This window comes from Pseudomonas sp. NPDC078700 (genome assembly GCF_044542375.1).
In the GTDB taxonomy this organism is placed as follows: domain Bacteria; phylum Pseudomonadota; class Gammaproteobacteria; order Pseudomonadales; family Pseudomonadaceae; genus Aquipseudomonas.
This window is the reverse complement of sequence record NZ_JBITUI010000004.1, coordinates 210,780-231,559: the sequence shown is the minus strand read 5'-3', so window position 1 is coordinate 231,559 and position 20,780 is coordinate 210,780. Positions and strand designations below refer to the sequence as shown.

The following is a 20,780-nucleotide window of genomic DNA, read 5'->3' as shown; positions in this document are numbered from 1 at the left end:
CTGTAAAATGGTCGGCTGAGCTCAGTCGCTAACGCTCGGGTTCATGGCGGTATAACCACTGACTCTATAAATGCCTATCTCACCCAATAGGTTAGGCAAGGTTTTGCTGGCCCAGCCGTGCCGGTGGTCGCGATCTACAGCCAGGCGCTCAAGGATGGTTGCCTGTTGTTCAAGGCAAAGGCGCTCGAAGTCTTCAAATGTGCAAAAGTGAATGTTCGGCGTGTTGTACCAGGTGTAAGGCAAAAAGTCGGAAACCGGCATCCGCCCCTTGGTGGCCAGGTACCAGCGGCAACGCCAGTGGCCAAAGTTCGGGAAGGTGATGACGCAGGTTTTGCCGACGCGCAGCATTTCTTTAAGGATTCGATCTGGGAAATGCACCGCTTGCAGCGCTTGGGTCATCACGACGACGTCGAAGCTGCCGTCGGCAAAGTTACCCAGGCCTTTGTCGAGGTCTTGCTCAATGACGTTAACGCCCTTGATCACGCACTCGGCAATGTTGTCCGGGTCGATCTCCAGGCCATAACCAAATACCTGTTTGTTATCGCGTAGCCAGGCCAGTAGTTCGCCGTTACCGCAGCCAAGGTCGAGTACGCGGCTGCCTGCGGGAATCCAGTCTTGGATAATGTCCAGATCGGCTCTCATGCCTGCCTCATAAGGTAATTCGGTTCATATAGCTGCTAAATGCCTGCAAATAGCGTGGGATCGGGATCAAAAAAGCATCGTGACCCTGAGGTGCGTCGATTTCCAGGTAGCACACGTTTTTCCGCGCAGAGGTCAGCGCATCAACGATCTCGCGAGAGCGTTCAGGGGAGAAGCGCCAGTCGGTGGTGAATGAGATCACGCAGAAGTCGGCTTTCGCTGTCGCCAGGGTTTGCGCCAAGTCGCCGTCATTTGCTGCTGCCGGATCAAAATAATCCAGCGCTTTAGTCATCAACAGGTAGGTGTTGGCGTCAAAGCGGCCAGAGAATTCTTCGCCTTGGTAGCGCAGGTAACTTTCGACCTGAAACTCAACACTGTGGAAGTCATAGTTGAGTTTTTCGCTTTTTAAGCCGCGGCCGAATTTCTCGCCCATGGCGTCATCAGACAGGTAGGTGATGTGACCCACCATGCGCGCCAGCATCAAGCCGCGCTTAGGGATAACCCCTTGCTCCTGAAAGTGGCCACCGTGGAAGTCCGGGTCAGTCAAAATCGCCTGACGGGCAACTTCATTGAATGCGATGTTCTGCGCGGACAGTTTCGGGGCTGAAGCAATAGCAACGCAATGGCGCACGCGTTCTGGATAGCTGATTGTCCATTGCATGGCTTGCATGCCGCCTAGGCTGCCGCCAACCACTGCGGCCCATTGCTCGATACCCAAGGCATCTGCCAGCCTGGCTTGGCTATGAACCCAGCACTCGACGGTTACCACCGGGAAGTCGGCACCGAAGGCTTTGCCAGTCTCAGGGTTGATGCTCGATGGCCCGGTTGAACCGTTGCAGCCGCCGAGATTATTCAGGCTGACGACAAAGAACCGATTGGTATCAATGGCTTTTCCGGGACCAATGCAGCTGTCCCACCAACCGGGTTTACGGTCGTCAGCGCTGTGAAAACCAGCAGCGTGGTGATGCCCGGAAAGGGCGTGGCAAATCAATACGGCGTTACTGCGCGCAGCGTTGAGCTCGCCGTAGGTTTCATAAACCAGGTCATAGTTGGCAAGGGTGCGCCCGGAAGCCAGCGATAAGGGCTCGGCAAAGTGCAGTACTTGGGGTGTGACCAAGCCAACAGAATCTTGTGGAAAGGCAGTCGACATCGACCCTGCTCGCAAAGTTGAGAGTTGAAAAAGAAAGTCATGCAGTCTAAAGAGCGCCGCCCCATGCGGCAAGCGATGGGGCGGTGCGATGAGCTTTTGAGTAAAGCCCGGATACAAAAGTGGAGCCGTTTGAGCGCAGGGTTATTCGTTTGCACTCATGCTGCGTGTCGCAACCGGCAGGTTCACCACCTTGTTGTGACGCTGGATCGGCGCAGGGCGGCGCAAGTTGCGCAGCATATCCGCAGCGTGACTCAATTGGGTACTCAGCTCTTCGCGGTAGCGCGCGAGCTGTTGAGTGCGCTGGCGTGTTTGCTGGGTTTCCTGGGCCAGTGCCTTGAGCCGCAGCATGTGGGTTTCGAGTAGCTGCTTATGCTCCAGGGTGTGCTGCATTAAAGGCATCAAGGCGTCATTGGCCCATTGATCGACATCCTGACGCAGGCGTTGATGCATGCCGATGACCTCTTGCGCGAGGGTGGCAAAAAAACGCTTGGCCAGGCTTTTCTGTTCGGTAAGCAGGGATTTCAACTGCAAACGGAACTGGTCAGCTTTGATTTGCAGTTGGTTGAGTTCGCGCGAATAGCGCTCAACATCAAACTGCGGCGCATCAACCCCATTGAGAGGGTTTTCCTGATTGTGCCTGCGGTAAACCGCCGCAACCATGACATTAGCGCTTTCCGCTTCATAGCTAAGACTGTGCAGGTCGTTTTTGACTGAACCAAAGAAATGCACGATTGCCTGGTTAATGCCCAGGGTTGTCCAGCAACTGGTGAGCTCTTTGCGCGCACGCTCCATGTGTTTGTCGAGTTGCTCAGGACGGACTGCCGCCCGAAGAAAATCACCTTGGCGCTTGAGTAAGCGCTGATTGGTCTTCAGGCCCAACAAGCGTTTGTGATGTTGGCTGTGGTCTTCTTTGGTCTTGGCCGTTAGTTCGAAAAGTAACTGGCCGTTATCTTGCTGATGAGTATTGAGCAGCGCCTGTTGTTGATTGACTTGCTCAAGGCGCAAATTCAGCGCGTGCTGACTGTTTTGCAGCAAGCCAAGCACTTGGTTAACCACGTGATCTTCGATCAAGCGTTCTTTTTGCCTGACGATGCGCTCGCAGAGCAGTGTTTCCAGGTTGTACAGCTGGCTGCGTTCGAGCAGGTCTGAGTCTTTGCGCACTTTCGCCAGCAGCGCTTGTTTGGCCGAAAGCGGCAGCACATCGTCCGGTCTGATTCCAAGCTGCTTGGCGGTGATGGTTTGGATCTGGCGAATACTGTTCTGCACGAATGCCTCGCCGGCCAAGTCATCCCAAAGCACATCAATTTTGTTCAAGATGGCAAACAGATTGGCGTGGCTTTCTTCTTCAAGCGGATGAATATGTTGTTGCCAGGCGGCCATATCGCTTGCCGTTACGCCCGTGTCAGCGGACAGCAGGAATAAAATAGCCTGTGCGCTGGGCAGCATCGACAGGGTCAGTTCAGGCTCGCAGCCCAACGCATTGAGGCCGGGAGTGTCGAGAATACGCAGGCCTTGGCGCAGTAACGGGTGGTCGAAGTTGACCAACGCGTGACGCCATGCTGGAACCATGACCATGCCAGATTTGCCGCTACTTTCCAGCGTATCAGGATGAAAGCCCAGTTGAATTGCGTCTTCAACCTTCATCGGTTTGGTTTTTGACACTTGCTTGAAGGCTTCAACCATGTTGGCTGGATCACTGATATCCAGTGGGATATTGATCCAGTGCCTAGGGGCACGTTTGAACTGGGCAACACTGGCCTCTGAGGCGCGTGTTTCAACAGGCAGCAGGCGAATATACGAGTGCTCGGAGCGTGGGTCGAAGAACAACTCGGTTGGGCACATGGTTGTGCGCCCGGCGCGTGACGGCAGCATGCGCTGACCATAAGCAGAGAAGAACAGGCTATTGATAAGCTCGGTTTTACCGCGCGAGAACTCGCCGACGAACGCCAGTGTGATGTGATCGGTACGCAAAATCCGTAGCGCCCGCTCAAGCTTTGAAGAAACGCTGTCCGAGTTTAAGCGGTTGGTTTCTAACCAACTGCGGTAACGGGTGATTTCACGCATAATTTCACGCTTCCACGTGACATACGCATCAATCTGTTGGTTGAGACGTTCCATGCTCATTAGATTCATCCTTTCGCGGGTTGAAGCATCTAGCGCGTCCTGCACTGCCTGTAGTCACAACTATTGGTTGGTTATGACTATATTTATAGCGCAAATAGAGCATTTCCAGCGGCTCTGTGATGACTGCCTCAGTTACACGTTATTGCTTGTGATAATGGCATTATGCCTAGGATGGGCTGTTCGTCAATTGGCCGTGTATCTAAACGGTAGGGATCTGTGCCCAATCGGTGCAATCAGGCTGCAAAAATGCGGACTGAGTACAGTTTGACTTACCCTGATCCTTGTTTGACCGAGTGGTGATGAGGCGCTTTTTAGAGGTGTTGCAGCGATGGCGGGGTAAAGGAGGGCTAGCTGTTGAACTGATCTTTTGTTGGGTTTGTGGAGCAGTACGGCGGCGAGGCTTATTCCTCTCCGCCGCCAGGATTACAACCGACTAAATCGCCAAGCTGAGACCTGAGAGCATACCGGTCATAACCGCTAGGTTGCGGATCACCAGCATGTCGATCAGGTTGAGCACCAAAAAGGCCAGAATCGGCGAAAGATCTAGGCCGCCAAGGTTGGGCAGGATGCGTCGGAACGGTGCCAGCAACGGCTCGCAAATCTGATTCACCAACTCAACCGCAGGGTTATGGCTGCCTTGGGCAACCCAGGACAGAATCACGCTGATGATCAAGGCGAAGAAAAACACCTTGAGGAACAGGGCCGTGACGCCAATGATCGACCAAACCAACACCAGCAGCGGCGCAGCAAAGCCATAGCCCATCAACATCAGGGTGAGCTCCATCAGCACGAACTGGACGATCAGCGCGAGTATTAATGAAGAAGTATCGAGGCCGAAAATGCTCGGGATCACTTTGCGCATAGGCTTGAGCAATGGCTGAGTCGCCCGCACGATAAACTGGCTGAGTGGGTTGTAGAAATCAGCGCGGACCAATTGCAGGATAAATCGCAGCAGCACAATCAACAGGTAAAAGCTGCCGATAGTTTGCAGGATATAGACGCCTGCAGTGTTCAATCCAATCATCATTTGCTCCTTATTTGCCTAGCTGTTCGGCCAGCTCCGCCGAGCGGCGAGCAGCGGCGTGTAATGCGTCGTCAACCAGAACCTCAAAACGGCCAGCCTGGAAGGTTTTGATTGCAGCTTCAGTGGTGCCCGCGGGTGACGTGACTCGGCGGCGCAGCTCGCCAGCGTCTACATCGCTGGCGACGGCCATGTGCGCGGCACCCAGGGCCGTTTGTAGTGTTAGTTGAGCGGCGGTTTCGCGCGGTAAGCCAAGTTTTTCGCCTGCGGCGGTCATGGCTTCGATCAACAGAAAGAAGTACGCAGGACCACTGCCGGAAACGGCGGTGACTGCATCAATTTGTTGTTCTTGCTCCAGCCAAATTGTCGTGCCGACAGCCTTGAGCAGTTGCTCGGCCTGGTCTTTTTGTTCAGGGCTTACCTGGGCGTTAGCGTACAAGCCGCTGACGCCTTGTCGCAGTAGGGCCGGGGTATTCGGCATGCAGCGCACGATAGGGCGCTCTCCCAGCCAGTTTTCCAGGCTGGTGCAGTTAATGCCAGCGGCGATAGAAACGACTACCTGGCCAGGCTTTAAGTGCTGGGCCAGGTCAAGGCAAACCTCTTTCATCACTTGCGGTTTAATCGAGAGCACGATGACATCAGCGCCTTCAATTGCCTCAGCGTTACTGGCGAAAGTGCTGATGCCGTGTTCCGCAGAAATTTTCGCACGTTGTTCTTCGCCGCGGTCGCTGGCACGGATGGAACTGGCGTCAAAGCCTTGCGCACGCATGCCACCGATGAGGCTGGCAGCCATGTTGCCTGCGCCGATAAAGGCGATGCGAGGAGAAGTCATAGCGAAGGTTCCTGTGTTGATTCAGAGCCATAGTTGCGGGCACCAAAAAGTGCCGTACCAATTCGAACCCACGTCGCGCCTTGGGCAATAGCCGCTTCAAGATCGTGACTCATGCCCATAGACAAGGTGTCGAGGTCGAGATTCAAGTGTTGTTGCAACTCACGCAGCGAAGCAAAGGCTGCATTTTGTTCTGCAGGGTCGTCACTTGGCTCTGGAATTGCCATCAAACCCCTCAGCTTCACGTTGGGTAATTGATTTACAGCCGCCGCCAGAGCGGGCAATTGCTCAGGGCTGCAGCCTGATTTGCTGGCTTCATGGCTGACATTGACCTGTAAGCAGATATTCAACGCGGGTAAATGCGCAGGGCGCTGTGCAGACAAACGTTCAGCCACTTTGAGACGATCGACAGAGTGGACCCAAGCAAAGTTTTCGGCGATGGCACGGGTCTTATTTGACTGAATGGGGCCGATGAAATGCCAAATCAATGGCAAATCAGACAATTCGTGCTGTTTATCTAGCGCTTCTTGTAGATAATTTTCACCAAAGTCATGTAGACCAGCTGCATAAGCTTGGCGAACGGCTGAGGCTGGTTTGGTTTTGCTTACCGCAAGCAAACCAATTGTTTCGGATTGACGAGCACAGGCTTGCGCCGCCTCACGGATCCGATCTCCGACCTTTGCAATATTCTCTGCTATCGTGGACATTACTTACGCTCTGTGGCCCGTTCGCTCTGCGTGTGGGGCATTCTAACGTCAATGACCGCTAGTTGAGAAAAACTAACGTGACATGACGCGTCATCCCGCATGTTCAGTTGCATGTGCGTTGAGCTGATTGAATTGATTTAACCGCCGCACAATCGATGCGATGGTTATTTAAGCAGCCTGTTGGGGAGTTACATGGATATCACAGAACTGCTGGCGTTTAGTGCCAAGCAAGGTGCTTCAGACTTACACCTTTCTTCGGGGCTGCCGCCGATGATTCGTGTTGATGGTGATGTGCGTCGCATCAACTTGCCTGCGCTGGACCATAAACAGGTGCATGCGCTGATTTACGACATCATGAATGACAAGCAGCGTAAGGACTTTGAAGAGTTCCTGGAGACTGACTTCTCGTTTGAAGTGCCGGGTGTAGCGCGTTTCCGGGTTAACGCCTTTAACCAGAATCGCGGTGCTGGTGCGGTATTCCGGACCATTCCTTCCAAGGTGTTGACCATGGAAGATTTGGGCATGGGCGAAGTGTTCCGCAAAATTACTGATGTGCCGCGCGGCTTGGTGCTGGTGACGGGCCCGACAGGTTCGGGTAAGTCGACGACTCTGGCGGCGATGCTTGATTACCTTAATGCCACCAAGTATCACCATATCCTGACCATCGAAGACCCTATCGAATTCGTTCACGAATCGAAGAAATGCCTGGTCAACCAACGTGAAGTCCACCGCGACACCTTGGGTTTCTCTGAAGCATTGCGTTCGGCGCTGCGTGAAGACCCGGATATCATTCTCGTGGGTGAGATGCGTGACCTTGAAACCATCCGTTTGGCGCTGACCGCAGCGGAAACCGGTCACTTGGTCTTTGGCACCTTGCACACCACTTCAGCGGCTAAAACCATCGACCGGGTGGTTGACGTGTTCCCGGCGGAAGAAAAATCCATGGTTCGCTCGATGTTGTCGGAGTCCCTGACGGCGGTTATTTCCCAGACCCTGCTGAAGAAAATCGGCGGTGGTCGGGTTGCGGCGCACGAAATCATGATCGGCACCCCTGCGATTCGTAACCTCATCCGTGAAGACAAAGTGGCGCAGATGTATTCGTCGATCCAGACCGGTGGTTCGCTGGGCATGCAAACCCTCGATGCCTGCCTCAAAGGGTTGGTGGCAAAGGGGCTGGTTAGCCGCGAAAGCGCCCGTGAGAAATCCAAGAACCCTGAGAACTTTTAATCAGCACACAAGCTCCCCCCAAATGCTCGATTTGCGCCTAGTGTGCAGAAGAGCTAAGGCACCGATGGCACACGCGCATCGGTGTCATTTAACAGTGGTTTGCGCGTGACTGCGACGGTGAGATAGAACGATGGACTTTGAAAAGCTGCTACGCCTGATGGTCGAAAAAGGGGGTTCTGACCTTTTCATTACAGCGGGCGTACCACCGTCGATGAAGGTTAACGGCAAGATCATGCCGATCACCAAAACCGCCATGTCACCTGAGCAGACCCGTGAAACCGTACACTCGGTGATGAACGAGCAGCAGCGCCGTGACTTTACTGAAAACCACGAATGCAACTTCGCCATCAGTGCCCGTGGTGTGGGTCGTTTCCGGGTCAGTGCGTTTTATCAGCGCAACCTCGCCGGTATGGTGTTACGCCGGATTGAAACCAACATCCCAACCCTTGATGATCTACAACTACCGGAAATTCTCAAAAAACTCGCGCTGACCAAGCGTGGCCTCGTGCTATTTGTGGGCGCGACGGGTACGGGTAAATCCACCTCGCTGGCGGCAATGATTGGCTATCGCAACAAGAACAGCAGCGGTCATATCATCTCCATCGAAGACCCGATCGAATATATCCACCAACACCAAAACTGCATCGTGACTCAGCGTGAAGTGGGGATCGACACCGAGTCTTTCGAAGTGGCGTTGAAAAATACCCTGCGTCAGGCTCCAGATGTGATCTTGATTGGTGAGGTGCGAACCCGTGAAACCATGGACCACGCGGTCGCCTTCGCGGAAACCGGTCACCTGTGCCTTGCCACTTTGCACGCCAACAACGCCAACCAGGCGCTGGACCGGATCATCAACTTCTTCCCGGCTGACCGGCAGAATCAGGTGTGGATGGATTTGTCGCTCAACCTCAAAGCCATCGTCGCCCAACAGTTGATCCCAACCCCGGACGGCAAAGGGCGTCGCGCAGTCATTGAAGTGTTGATCAATACCCCGCTGGCCGCTGACTTGATTCGCAAAGGCGATGTGCATGAACTCAAAGCCCTGATGAAACGCTCAACAGAGCAGGGCATGCAGACCTTCGACCAAGCGCTGTACAACCTCTACAGCCAAGGCGAAATCACCTATGAAGACGCCCTGCTCTATGCAGACTCGGCAAACGATTTGCGTCTGATGATCAAGCTCGGCTCCGAAACTGACGGCGATCACCTGACGAGCATGTCGCAGGGCCTCTCATTGGAAGTCAGCAACGACGATAACCCAGGGCGCAGTTTCCGCTAGGGCCGCAGTGGCTAATAACGGTTGCGCAGCAAGCAGCTGCTCGATTGTTTTCGTATACGCCATTCTCGGGTAGATTGTTGCTTTAGACTAAGCCTGCAAGCAGGAGGCAGACATGCAGCAACAAGACACCCACAGCAAGACAATCGGATACCTGTTGTGGATTTTCGGTTTTCTCGGGGCGCACCGTTTTTATTACGGCAAGCCGGTCACCGGAACCATTTGGTTTTTCACCCTGGGCTTGTTCTTTATCGGCTGGATCATCGACTTGTTCCTGATTCCATCGATGGATAAAGAAGCAGATTTGCGCTTCACCGCTGGCGAAACCGATTACAACGTCGCTTGGATTCTCCTGACCTTCCTTGGCGCTTTCGGTGTACATCGCATGTACCAGGGCAAGTGGATCACTGGGATCATCTACCTGTGCACCGGCGGTTTGTTCTTTATCGGCGTGTTATATGACTTTTGGACACTCAACACCCAGGTTTCATTGAAGAACGCTTCACGCGCCTGATCATCAGCTAGACGGGAAGCCCGCAAATTGCGGGCTTTTTTGTGCTCATTTTCCAGTGCGTATAACGCGGGCGCGAGGTGTAACACCACGTCATGTTTCAACGGGCAAGTAATTCAGGAATATACAGCTGTGCGCTTTGCGCGGATGACGGTTACTCATCTGCAATCGATTTCACGTCCAGATGACGCCAGCAGCATTCGCAGAGTCGCAAGCGTCCAAAATCCGCTGTGTTTTTTTGTTACGGTTAAGTCTCCAACTAAAAAGAGAGAGACTCTTATGAAGCTCGCGCCAAAATTACTCGCCGCTGCACTTTGTCTGGGGCTGGCGGGACAGGCTTTATCCACCGAGCTCAAACACTGGCCTGAACCTGCAGCCAAACAACTTAATGCAATGATCGCGGCGAATGCCAATAAAGGTAATTTCGCGGTCTTCGACATGGACAACACCAGCTACCGCAACGACTTGGAAGAGTCACTGCTGCCGTTCATGGAAAACAAGGGGCTGATCACCCGTGAAAAGCTGGATCCCTCACTCAAGTTGATCCCATTCAAGGACACGGCCGGGCACAAGGAAAGCCTATTTAGCTATTACTACCGCCTGTGCGAAGTTGACGACATGGTCTGCTACCCATGGGTTGCACAGGTGTTTTCCGGTTTTACCCTCAAGGAACTCAAAGGTTATGTCGACGAGTTGATGGCCTCGGGCAAGCCGGTGCCCAGCACCTATTACGACGGTGACCAAGTCAAAACCATCGAGGTTCAGCCGCCGAGGGTCTTTGCAGGCCAAGCCGAGCTGTACAACAAGCTGATGGAAAATGGCATCGAAGTCTATGTGGTGAGCGCTGCATCAGAGGAGCTGGTGCGTATGGTCGCCTCTGATCCCAAGTACGGTTACAACGTCAAACCGCAGAACGTGATTGGCGTTAGCATGCTGCTGAAAAATCGTCAGACCCATGAACTGACAACCGCACGCAAGCAGATCAGCGCAGGAACATACGACGAGAAGGCCAATCTAGACCTTGAGCTAACCCCCTACCTATGGACCCCCGCAACTTGGATGGCAGGCAAGCAGGCCGCAATTCTGACCTATATCGATCAATGGAAGAAACCAGTTCTGGTGGGCGGTGACACCCCAACCAGCGACGGCTACATGCTGTTCCATGGCGTCGATGTCAAAAAGGGCGGGGTTCACCTGTGGATCAACCGCAAAGACAAATACATGACCCAACTCAATGGCATGATCAAGAGCAACGCCCAGGCGCAAGCCAAACTGGGTTTGCCGGTGACGGCGGATAAGAACTGGGTAATGGTCAAGCCTGACGATATCCAGTAATAACCCCGCTTTAAAGGCTCGATTTACTTTCTGATCCTGTTACAAGCCTCCATGGAGGGCAGCGCAAGGCTGTCCTCCTTAGATCACCTGACCTCTCGACGTATGAGCCGCCCCGGCTGATTAAGCGATGTGCTGCGCTGTAAAGCATTAATCGTGAACAGATACTGTGCGAATACTTCTCATATGCATTATCCTGTTGGGCATCATGCTTTAGAAGCAGCTGTCTTGTGATCCGCTAGAGGCTATAGCTGCCCGTTGAACCCTGAAAACCAAATCTGAAGCGCCGCACTCGCAGTGCGCAGAGCACTTGCTCCTGTTGCACGTCGCCCAGCACGGCCCGCTGAATAACCGTAGAGCCGAGAACAAAAACATGAACACCCGAACCCTGCGCAATTGGTATCTGGTGCACAAGTGGACCAGTCTGATCTCTACGGTCTTTCTGCTGATGCTGTGCCTGACAGGTTTGCCGCTGATCTTCCACGAAGAGATTGAGCACTACTTCGAGCCGCACCCGGACCTGAAACCGATCACTGCCGCATCGCCACAGATCAACTATGACGATGTAATGGCTCGCGCTCTAGCCGCACGGCCCGGTGAGGTGGGCCGCTTTGTGTTCTTCGAGAAGGATGAGCCGATAGGTGCGGTGCTCACCGCGCCAACACTGATACCACCGCCGGAGAATGGTCACATCCAGCCGTTTGATGCGCGCACAGGTGAGTTTTTCGACCCGCTGCCACCCCCTGGCGGCTTTATGTACATCATGCTCAAACTGCACACCGACATGTTTATGGGCCTGCCGGGCTACCTGTTCCTCGGTTTCATGGGCCTGCTGTTGGTTGCTTCACTGGTTTCTGGGGTGGTGGTCTATACGCCATTTATGCGCAAGTTGGACTTCGCCACTGTGCGCAGTAAACGCAGTACCCGCCTCAAATGGTTGGATCTGCACAATGTATTGGGCATTGTCACCCTGATGTGGGTATTGGTGGTCGGGTTGACCGGTGTCATCAACACCCTGTCGATACCGATTTTGGGGTTGTGGCAGGCGGGCCAATTGGCAGAGATGACCGCGCCATACAAGGACCAACCACCGCTAAAATCACCGGGTTCGTTGCATGCGGCGCTGGAGACAGCGCGCAATGCTGCGCCGGATATGGACGTCAGCATTGTGGCTTTCCCGGGTACTCAATTCAGTAGCCAGCATCACTATGCAGTGTTCATGCGTGGTGCTACGCCGGTGACGGAACGCCTGCTCAAGCCTGCCTTGGTGGATGCGCAAACTGGTGAGTTAACCGATATGCGTGAAATGCCGTGGTACGTGAAAACCCTGCTGCTCTCGCAACCTCTGCATTTTGGTGACTACGGTGGCCTGCCATTGAAAATTATCTGGACCCTGCTGGATTTGATCTCCATCGTCATTCTGGGGAGCGGCCTGTATCTCTGGCTGGGTCGACGTAAATCTCCGCTGGAAAAACGCTTGGCCGAGCTTGATGCCGGTGGCTTGGTTGCGGAGGGCAAGGCATGAGGCGTGGGTTATGGATGATCTTCCGTTGGCCACTGCTGCTGGCCGTGCTCAGCCTCTGCGGCTTGATCTCTGCACTGGTCGGGGATAAGGGCTATGACCTGTTCTCCTGGCTTAGCCTGGGTATACCGCTGGTGCTGGTTGGCTGGGTTTGCTGGCGCCTGTCGCGTCGAGGCGACAATAATTTTTCCTAATGGTCGACTGCTGGAGCGCTGTATGTATTTCATGGGTCGTCATTAGGCGTTTATGCTCTTGGCTTTAGTTTGAAGATGAGCGGTGATGCACGACAACTGTTCATCGGGCCAAGTATCAAAGTACCCATTCTGGCTAATAAGCGACGCCTCGGTCCGGCATGCTGATACCTAATAGCCACGGCGGCTTAGCGTCGAGGCTGGCAGCGGCGAGGGGGGTGCCGGGCTGCCTTGGGCTCATTTTGATAAGCCTGAGCCCAGCCTTCAGGTTGAGTGTTTGATCTGCGCTAAATCATCCACTACCAGTGCGCCAGTATCTGAGGTTTCCAGCACGGCATAGGCGCTGCTGCAAAACAGCGAGTTCAATCGTTTCATATCGGCGATGAGTTCAAGGTGTAATGAGCTGGTTTCGATGCTCTGCACGATCTTGCGTTGCAATCTGCTGACATGGGCGTGTGCCAAGCGGCGTTCTTGGGCGCGAAAGCGGCGCTTTTCACGCAGTAGTTGGCGGGCACTTTCCTTGTCTGAACTCAGAAAGACCGACAGGCCCAAGCGGAGGTTGGATATTAGCTGGCTGTGCAGTCCTGCCAATTCCTCCAAGCCTGTTTCTGAGAACGACCGTCGTTGCGAGGTCTTTTGTTGCTGAACCTTGCGCAGCATGCGTTCTATCAGATCGCTGGCAAGTTTGAGGTTGATCGCCAGTTCAATGGTCTCGGCCCATCGCCGACTGTCCTGATCGCTCAAGTCTTCCCGTGGCATTTGCGCCAGATACAACTTGATTGCGCTGTAGAGCGCCTCGACATCATCGGTGAGGCGGCGAATTTCCTGGCTTACCGCTGCTTGTTTGCTGCCGAGTACATCGCGCATGGTTTCAAGCATGCTGTCGATCAAGTCGCCGATGCGCAGGGTTTCTCGCGCCGCATTGGCTAATGCCAGGCTGGGGGTGACGAGCGCCGTCGGGTCGAGATGCCGCGCTTTCGCCGCGCCATTGATTTCCGGTTTTTCTGGGAGCAACCAAGCGCAGAGTTTGGCCATAGGCCCAATGCTGGGCAGCAGGATCAAGCAGCGCACAGTGTTGTACAACAGGTGGAAACCAATAACGATTTCCTGATGGCTGAAGTTCAGCGTGTTTATCCACTCAACCAGCGGGTTAAGCACTGGAATGATCAACAGCAGGCCAATCAACTTGTATAGCAGGCTGCCGAGTGCAACCTGCCGCCCCGCCGAGTTCTGCATGCTGGTGCTGAGGAATGCCAGCACGCCGCTGCCGATGTTAGCGCCAATTACCAAGCCAATCGCCACCGGCAGGCCTATCAAACCAGCACCTGCCAGCGTTGCCGTCAGCAGGACCGCAGCAAGGCTGGAGTAAGAAATCATCGCGAACAGCGCACCCACCAACGCGTCCAGCAGGATGTCGCCGGTCAGCGAAGCAAAAATGACTTTCACACCTTGGGCTTGGGTGATAGGTGCAGCGGATTCGACGATCAATTGCAGCGCCAAAATGATCAGCCCCAGGCCAATACTGACCCTGCCCATTTGTCCAAGACGCGTTTGCTTGCGCGAAAGGAAGAAAATCACGCCGATAAAAATCAACAGCGGCGACAGCCAGGACAGGTCGAATGTCAGCACTCGCGCCATTAAAGCGGTGCCCACATCGGCACCGAGCATGGTTGCCAGTGCCGGGGTCAATGACATCAGCCCTTGACCGACAAAGGAGGTGACCAGCATTGCTGTAGCGTTACTGCTCTGCACCAGCGCTGTCACGCCAATCCCGGCGATAAATGCCATCCAGCGCTTGGACATGCTCTGGCTGATTACGCGGCGCAGGTTCGAGCCGTACACCCGCAGGATGCCCGTTCTGACGATGTGTGTGCCCCAAATCAACAAGGCCACGGCAGATAACAAATTAAGCAGGGTGAGCATTGAGGTCCCCTGTAGTTATGACGCCTTGAACAGGCACATTGGTAGTGCCGTTCGCGCTCTACTTTCCTTAAGCTGTAGTTGGCTAACGGCCTCAACGCCAGCATCGCACAGCTAAATAGAAGATTGAAACAAAACTGTCATAAAGTCTGAGTGGGCATTGGCGCAGGCCAAAGCAGTCGTTAGGCAGTGATTGGAGAAATCGCCAAGCGAGAGGACTCAAAGCCCAAATGGTCTGGGCTTTGAGACTGTAGTTTTTGCCTGCGAGGCTGAGCCTCAGCTCGGAATGATGGGCAGCTCGCGCTTATGCGCAGTTTTGAGGTAAGCGCCCTCGATGATTGCGGCTGCAGCTTCGCTCACGTCACCGCCGAGCAGGTAGTTGTCGATATCACTGTAGGTGCAGCCGTAAGCCACTTCATCGAGTTTGCCCGGTGCCAGTTCTTCCAAGTCCGCCGTTGGCGCTTTGTGCACCAAAGATTCTGGCGCGCCGAGATGTGTGGCGAGCAATCGAACCTGGCTTTTGGTCAGGCCTGACAGTGGTGCCAGGTCGCAAGCACCATCACCGAACTTGGTAAAGAACCCCATCACCGCTTCTGCTGCGTGGTCGGTGCCAACCACCAAGCCACCCACGAAGTTGGCGATGGCGTACTGCGCAACCATGCGGGTGCGTGCCTTGACGTTGCCTTTGGCAAAGTCGTGCAGGGTTGGGCTCGGCTCAATGCCTTCAATTTTAATGCTGTTCATCAGGCCATCAACCGCGTCAGCAATGTTAACGGCGGTCGAAATGTCGGGCTGGATAAAAGCCAGCGCGGCTTGAGCATCATGTTCGTCCGCTTGAGTTTTGTACGGCAGGCGCACGGCGACGAATTTGACTTCATGGCCCTCATCGCGCATTTGGCTGACCGCAAGTTGGCACAGGCGACCTGCAGTTGAGGAATCGACGCCGCCACTAATGCCCAAGACCAAGGCTTTGGCACCAGATGTGTGCAGAACGCCTTTGATGAACTCGATGCGTCGGGTGATTTCGGCGTGAGTGCTGCTTGCATCGCTGATGCCCTTGTCAATGGCCAAGGCTGCCTGGATCTCTGATCGCAAAGTTGGGTTCATTACACATTCACCTCTAAGGGTTTGTTTCAGTGATGCCCACAGCACCTGCGGCTGGGTGACAGGACGCTCAGTTCGTGACAGGCATTTGTTGGCTACTTTACCACTGCTGATGCCTTGGCCTATGCCAGAACATCCAGCAAATATCATTCCTGACTGAGTTTAGGGTGTGGCGCACTTTGGTAAATTTTTGGCAGCTTATGTCGTGCTGTGACCCTGAGGGTTGGTGACGATAGGCGATTCAAATATGAGCCTATCGCTCGCGCCCAGGTGCTGTGTTTGCCGGGTTCTAATTACAATAATTACACCGGGATACTCCAATGGATTTATACCGACTGATTCGCACTGCCGCGACCAGCCTACTGCCAGTGCTGCTGGTGCCCCACGTGTTTGCCGCCGACGGTGATTATCTGCCGCGCCCCGATCCGGTGTTCAAGGGTAATGTTGGCAGCACTTTCCAAGATTCCGACCCCGCTAAATTTCCTCAGCCAGTCAAGGCAGCCGAAGGGGCCCCCAACGTTCTGCTGATCTTGCTTGATGATGTTGGCTTTGGTCAGTTCGATGTCACCGGCGGCGCGGTGCCGTCACCGGCGATGGATAAGCTCGCCAGCCAAGGGCTTTTGTATAACCGTTTTCACACCACGGCGCTGTGCTCGCCAACCCGTGCGGCGTTATTGACTGGGCACACGCCGCAAATGGCCGGTTCAGGGATTATCACTGAGCTGGCAACCGGTTATGACGGATACACCGGAATTATTCCCCGCGACACTGCAACCATTGGCCGAATCCTCAGTGAGAATGGCTATAACACCGGCTGGTTTGGTAAAAACCACAACACACCGATCTGGGAAACCAGCGCCAATGGTCCGTTTAACCACTGGCCAACGGGTATGGGGTTTAACTACTTTTACGGCTTTAACGCGGGTGATGTTTCGCAGTGGCAGCCGACGCTGTTTGAGAACACCAACCCTGTACCTGCTTCGAAGGACCCTGACTATCACTTGTCCACAGACCTTGCTGATAAAACTATCGAATGGATTCATCGCTCCAAGGAAATCGAACCCAATAAGCCGTTTTTTGCCTATGTAGCGCCGGGTGCAACCCATGCACCACACCATGCGCCGAAAGCCTGGATCGATAAGTTCAAAGGCAAGTTCGACATGGGCTGGGATGCTTATCGCGAGATGACGTTTGAGCGTCAGAAAAAGCTCGGGGTTATCCCTCAGGATGCAGTGTTAACGCCGCGTCCAGATAGCTTGCCCGCCTGGGACAGCGTATCGCCTGAAGATAAGAAGTTGTTTTCCCGCATGATGGAAGTCTTCGCCGCCTACGGTGCGCATGTGGACTACCAGATGGGCCGCATCATCGATGATGTGCGCAGCATGCCTGGTGGTGACAACACCTTGATTATCTATGTGGTTGGTGACAACGGTGCCTCTGCCGAAGGTGGGCTGGCCGGGACCTTAAACGAGAACAGCATCTTCAACGGCGTCAGTGAAACGGCTGATCAAATTCGTCCCTATGCCGATGAGTTGGGCGGGCCAAAGCATTTCAACCACTTCCCGGCGATGTGGGCGCATGCCATGAGCACGCCTTTCCAGTGGACCAAGCAGGTGGCCTCGCACTTCGGTGGCATTCGTAATCCGCTGATCATTTCGTGGCCAGCGAAAATCAAAGCCAAGGGCGAGATCCGTAGCCAATTTCATTATATTTCCGACATTTTCCCGACCATCCTTGAAGCTGCAGGCATTCAGGCTCCGCTGTCGGTTGATGGGATAAAGCAGAAGCCGGTCGAAGGCATCAGCATGGAATACAGCTTCGACGACGCCAAGGCGAAAGATCACCGCCATTCCCAGGTGTTTGAGATGTTCGTCAATCGCGGTATGTACAAAGATGGTTGGTTTGCGTCCTCGCGCTCATTTACCCCATGGCAGCCCAATCGCGGTGAATTCAATCCGCATACGGCCAAGTGGGAGCTGTACAACATTGATAAGGACTTTACCCAGAGCAAAGACTTGGCCGAGGAAAACCCTGAAAAGCTCAAGCAGCTTGAAGATCTGTGGTGGTCTGAGGCGGCACGTCACAACATTCTGCCGCTGGATTGGCGCGGCGCGGCGCGGTTCTCTGGGCAGCTTACGGGTAAGCCGAGCCTGGCCGCAGGGCGTGATAGTTTCGTTTATAGCTCGCGCTTAACCCACTTGCCGGAAGCGGCTGCCCCTGATTTGAAGAACAAGTCGTTCTCCCTGACGGCGGATGTTGAGCTCAAAGACAGCGACCAAGGCATGCTCTTCACCCAGGGTGGTTTCACTGGTGGATGGGCCTTTATGGTGCAAGATGGCAAGTTGGTGTTGGTCCATAACTACTTGGATATCAAGCGCTTTCGGGTTGAGTCAGATAAGCCATTGCCGACCGGTAAGGTCGAACTGACCGCACGCTTTACCTACGCGGGCAATCAGCAGATGGGCAAAGGTGGCAAGGTAGCGCTGCTGGCCAACGGGCAAGTCATTGGCAGCGGTGAAATAGAGCAAACGGTGCCGTTTATCTATGCGCTGAGCGAAACCCAGGACATTGGAAGTGACATCGGCACGCCGGTGGATTACTCGTACCAGCCACCCTTTAGCTTCAGCGGCAAGCTCAACAGCCTGTCGGTTAAGCTAGGTGACAAATCTCAATGATTCTGGCTTGAGCAGCACTGCTGCTGGTTAACAAAACGCCCGATGTTTTGCATCGGGCGTTTTGCGTTGCAGTTAAGTCCTTATTGGGTTTTCTGGCTCAGTCTGAACAAGCCAACCTCTGGCGCTTGACTGACCCAATGCTGAGCCACCTGCCAGCCTGCTTCGGCGGCCATGGCCGTGAAGGAGTCAACGCTGAACTTGTGTGAGTTTTCGGTATGCAAACTCTCGCCTTCAGCGAAGGTGAAGCGTTGGCCGGCAATTGTCACCGTTTGGGCGATCAAACTGAGCAGGTGCATTTCCATGCGCTGCTTGATCGGGTTCCAAATCGCTTGGTGAGCAAAATTACTCAGGTCAAAGTCAGCACCCAGTTCGCGGTTGATCCGCACCAGCAGGTTCTTATTGAAGTTGGCGGTCACGCCCGCCGCGTCGTCATACGCAGTTTCAAGGGTGGCGACGGGCTTAACCATATCGACGCCGACAATGAATTGCGCCTCGCTGCCTAAGATGGTCTTCGCCGACTTAAGAAAGGCCACCGCTTGCTGGTGGTCGAAATTGCCAATGGTCGAGCCGGGGAAGAAGCCAATACGTGGGCGCTGGCTAATTGCCGCAGGCAGTGCCAGTGTGCGAGTGAAGTCGCCAGTTTGAGGAATCACACTCAGGGCTGGGTAGCGTTCGCTCAAGCGCTGCGCCGCTTGTTGCAGAGCATCTGGGCAGATGTCGATAGGCACATAAGCGCCAAGTTGCGGCGCAGCATCGAGCAGCAGGCAGGTTTTATCGCTGGCACCGCTGCCGAACTCAACCAGTGCGCTGCCGGGTGCGAAGGTGGCCGCTATTTGGCTGGCCACATCGCTGAGCAGGCGGGCCTCGGCGCGGGTTGGGTAGTATTCAGGGGTTTTACAGATTGCTTCAAATAACTCAGAGCCAACGGCATCGTAGAAGTATTTCGGCGGAATGCTTTTATGGTCTGCAGCCAAGCCGCTCAGCACATCACGTCGAAAGGAACTGTGCTCGTCAGTGATGCTTTTGTGACTGTCGCGTGCCAGTCGCAATCCGCTCATCACCCAGCGCTTTTCAGGGTGGAAGAAGTTGCGATAGCTCAAGCGCGTATGGCCCGGGCTGGTGAAACTGGCACCACCGCGCAAAACCATCTGATTGATCATAAATTTGCCGTTGTACTCGCCAACGGCACCGGGGGCAGGGCGGAAACCCGGATAAGGGCTATAAGGGCTCTGGGTCCACTGCCAGGCAACATCATCGATCTGCTGCAAGTGGCCCGACTGGGCTGCGGCTTCCCATTCAGCTTCGGTCGGCAAGCGGGCGTTAGCCCAGCAGGCAAAGGCTGCTGCTTCGTAATAACTGATATGGGTAACCGGTGCATCAAGGTCTACTGGCTCCAAGCCGCGTAAACTCATGTGGCTCCAGCCTTGGTCAGGCTGCCAATAAAAGGGTGAGTGCCAGTCCTGGCTGCGTACGATATCCCAGCCTTCAGCCAGCCACAGTTCCGGGCGTGAATAGCCACCATCCTCCATAAAAGCCAACCATTGTGCATTGGTTACCAGACGGTCGCAGATTTCAAATGGCTGCAAATAGGTGGTGTGCCGCGGGCTTTCGTTGTCGAAGGCGAACCCTTCCCCCTGATGACCAATCTCAACCAGCCCCCCTGCATGCGCCTTGAATTGGCCTTTGCGGCCGCTGGCCAGCTTAGGCCAGCGGCGGTCATAGACAGGTTTGAGTGACGAGGTGCTGAACAGATGAAGAATGTCCATCAGCAATAACTCTTGGTGCTGCTCCTCATGGGCGAGCCCCAGTTCGATCAATTTGGCCTGGGCCGAACTGGGCTGTACCCGCAGCAGTTCGCTCATGTGCTGATCCACATGTTTGCGGTAGGCGAGTACTTGATTGGCGCTGGGACGGGTCATGAGTCCGCGCTCTGGGCGGGGGTGACGTGGGCCGACGGCTTCGTAATAGGAGTTAAACAGATAGCCGAAGCTCGGGTCGAAGGCGTTGTAATCGGCGAGATTTGGAGCGAGCAGAAAGGTTTCAAAAAACCAGCTGGTGTGCGCTATATGCCATTTGGCTGGACTGGCATCGGGCATTGATTGCACCACCATGTCTTCCGCGCTCAGTGGCGCGATCAACGCCTCGGTGCGGCCCCTGACATCGAGGTAGCGATCAAGCAGTTCGTTATTGGCGTGCTTTGGCTTTAAGGCTCTTAATGTGCTGCTCATCAACTCTCGTCTCCGCTCTGGGCTAGTCATTGTTGAGGCTGGCTGGTGCATATCGTTACACGCTGAAGTTCATGGCCGCACGTGGATAAACAGTCTTGGGCGCGGGCTGATTGAGCTTAAGCCTGGGTGTGCGACAAATTGATGTCGCCAGTTTTGTCGATCCCTGAATAGTTGTTCTTCAATTGCTGACCCTTGAATAACTAGGAGTCGCATATTTGATTAAGGTTTCAGCTTAGACCGCTCTCGACGTTGCGCTGATAAAAACAAAACCCGCCAGGCGGCGGGTTTTGTCGAGTAGCAATGAATTTTGTTGCTGTTTAGTGG

16 protein-coding genes are annotated in these 20,780 nt (G+C 54.5%); 7 read left to right on the top strand and 9 right to left on the bottom strand.

Features of this window, described 5'->3' with window-relative positions; genetic code table 11:
• Positions 1–21: 21 nt before the first annotated feature.
• The 6 genes from metW to ACIGCM_RS15175 form a co-directional block, all read right to left on the bottom strand.
• Positions 22–642 (bottom strand): methionine biosynthesis protein MetW, encoded by a 621-nt coding sequence (gene metW / locus ACIGCM_RS15200; RefSeq protein ID WP_397502922.1) that lies wholly within the window; start codon positions 640–642, stop codon positions 22–24.
• 7 nt (positions 643–649) lie between these two features.
• On the bottom strand, positions 650–1,789 hold the full coding sequence (locus ACIGCM_RS15195; RefSeq protein WP_397502921.1) for a homoserine O-acetyltransferase: 1,140 nt from the start codon (positions 1,787–1,789) through the stop codon (positions 650–652).
• A gap of 141 nt (positions 1,790–1,930) precedes the next feature.
• Positions 1,931–3,913: a dynamin family protein gene (locus tag ACIGCM_RS15190; protein ID WP_397502920.1), complete on the bottom strand. Its 1,983-nt coding sequence runs from the start codon at positions 3,911–3,913 to the stop codon at positions 1,931–1,933.
• 433 nt (positions 3,914–4,346) lie between these two features.
• The gene (locus ACIGCM_RS15185) at positions 4,347–4,937 is read right to left on the bottom strand and encodes a YggT family protein (RefSeq protein WP_397502919.1); all 591 of its coding nucleotides are present in this window, start codon (positions 4,935–4,937) and stop codon (positions 4,347–4,349) included.
• 10 nt (positions 4,938–4,947) lie between these two features.
• Positions 4,948–5,766, bottom strand: coding sequence for a pyrroline-5-carboxylate reductase (gene proC, locus ACIGCM_RS15180; RefSeq protein ID WP_397502918.1), 819 nt, complete (start codon positions 5,764–5,766; stop codon positions 4,948–4,950).
• Positions 5,763–6,470 carry a YggS family pyridoxal phosphate-dependent enzyme gene (locus ACIGCM_RS15175; RefSeq protein WP_397502917.1) on the bottom strand — a complete coding sequence of 236 codons (708 nt, stop codon included), beginning with the start codon at positions 6,468–6,470 and terminating at the stop codon, positions 5,763–5,765. The genes proC and ACIGCM_RS15175 overlap by 4 nt, the downstream gene beginning before the upstream one ends.
• Positions 6,471–6,662: 192 nt before the next feature.
• On the opposite strand from ACIGCM_RS15175, the gene pilT reads away from it, so the two are divergent.
• From pilT to ACIGCM_RS15145, 6 genes are all read left to right on the top strand, one after another.
• The gene (pilT, locus tag ACIGCM_RS15170; RefSeq protein ID WP_397502916.1) at positions 6,663–7,697 is read left to right on the top strand and encodes a type IV pilus twitching motility protein PilT; all 1,035 of its coding nucleotides are present in this window, start codon (positions 6,663–6,665) and stop codon (positions 7,695–7,697) included.
• Between the two features lie 130 nt (positions 7,698–7,827).
• Entirely contained in the window at positions 7,828–8,976 is a 1,149-nt protein-coding gene (locus tag ACIGCM_RS15165; RefSeq protein ID WP_087515258.1) for a PilT/PilU family type 4a pilus ATPase, read from the top strand.
• A gap of 112 nt (positions 8,977–9,088) precedes the next feature.
• Positions 9,089–9,487, top strand: a complete 399-nt coding sequence (locus ACIGCM_RS15160; protein ID WP_397502915.1) for an NINE protein — start codon at positions 9,089–9,091, stop codon at positions 9,485–9,487.
• A gap of 276 nt (positions 9,488–9,763) precedes the next feature.
• Positions 9,764–10,819 carry a haloacid dehalogenase-like hydrolase gene (locus ACIGCM_RS15155; RefSeq protein ID WP_397502914.1) on the top strand — a complete coding sequence of 352 codons (1,056 nt, stop codon included), beginning with the start codon at positions 9,764–9,766 and terminating at the stop codon, positions 10,817–10,819.
• A gap of 370 nt (positions 10,820–11,189) precedes the next feature.
• Positions 11,190–12,341, top strand: coding sequence for a PepSY-associated TM helix domain-containing protein (locus ACIGCM_RS15150; protein ID WP_397502913.1), 1,152 nt, complete (start codon positions 11,190–11,192; stop codon positions 12,339–12,341).
• Positions 12,338–12,532: a hypothetical protein gene (locus ACIGCM_RS15145; protein WP_397502912.1), complete on the top strand. Its 195-nt coding sequence runs from the start codon at positions 12,338–12,340 to the stop codon at positions 12,530–12,532. The genes ACIGCM_RS15150 and ACIGCM_RS15145 overlap by 4 nt, the downstream gene beginning before the upstream one ends.
• Positions 12,533–12,793: 261 nt before the next feature.
• On the opposite strand, the gene ACIGCM_RS15140 is transcribed toward ACIGCM_RS15145, so the two are convergent.
• Together ACIGCM_RS15140 and nadE are read right to left on the bottom strand one after the other, a co-directional pair.
• Positions 12,794–14,452 carry a Na/Pi cotransporter family protein gene (locus ACIGCM_RS15140; RefSeq protein ID WP_397502911.1) on the bottom strand — a complete coding sequence of 553 codons (1,659 nt, stop codon included), beginning with the start codon at positions 14,450–14,452 and terminating at the stop codon, positions 12,794–12,796.
• A gap of 273 nt (positions 14,453–14,725) precedes the next feature.
• Positions 14,726–15,556, bottom strand: coding sequence for an ammonia-dependent NAD(+) synthetase (gene nadE / locus ACIGCM_RS15135; RefSeq protein WP_397502910.1), 831 nt, complete (start codon positions 15,554–15,556; stop codon positions 14,726–14,728).
• Between the two features lie 317 nt (positions 15,557–15,873).
• Here nadE and ACIGCM_RS15130 point away from each other — a divergent pair, with 317 nt between their 5' ends.
• The gene (locus ACIGCM_RS15130) at positions 15,874–18,228 is read left to right on the top strand and encodes an arylsulfatase (protein WP_397502909.1); all 2,355 of its coding nucleotides are present in this window, start codon (positions 15,874–15,876) and stop codon (positions 18,226–18,228) included.
• Positions 18,229–18,308: 80 nt separating this feature from the next.
• On the opposite strand, the gene egtB is transcribed toward ACIGCM_RS15130, so the two are convergent.
• Positions 18,309–20,456: an ergothioneine biosynthesis protein EgtB gene (egtB, locus tag ACIGCM_RS15125; protein ID WP_397502908.1), complete on the bottom strand. Its 2,148-nt coding sequence runs from the start codon at positions 20,454–20,456 to the stop codon at positions 18,309–18,311.
• Positions 20,457–20,780: the final 324 nt, after the last annotated feature.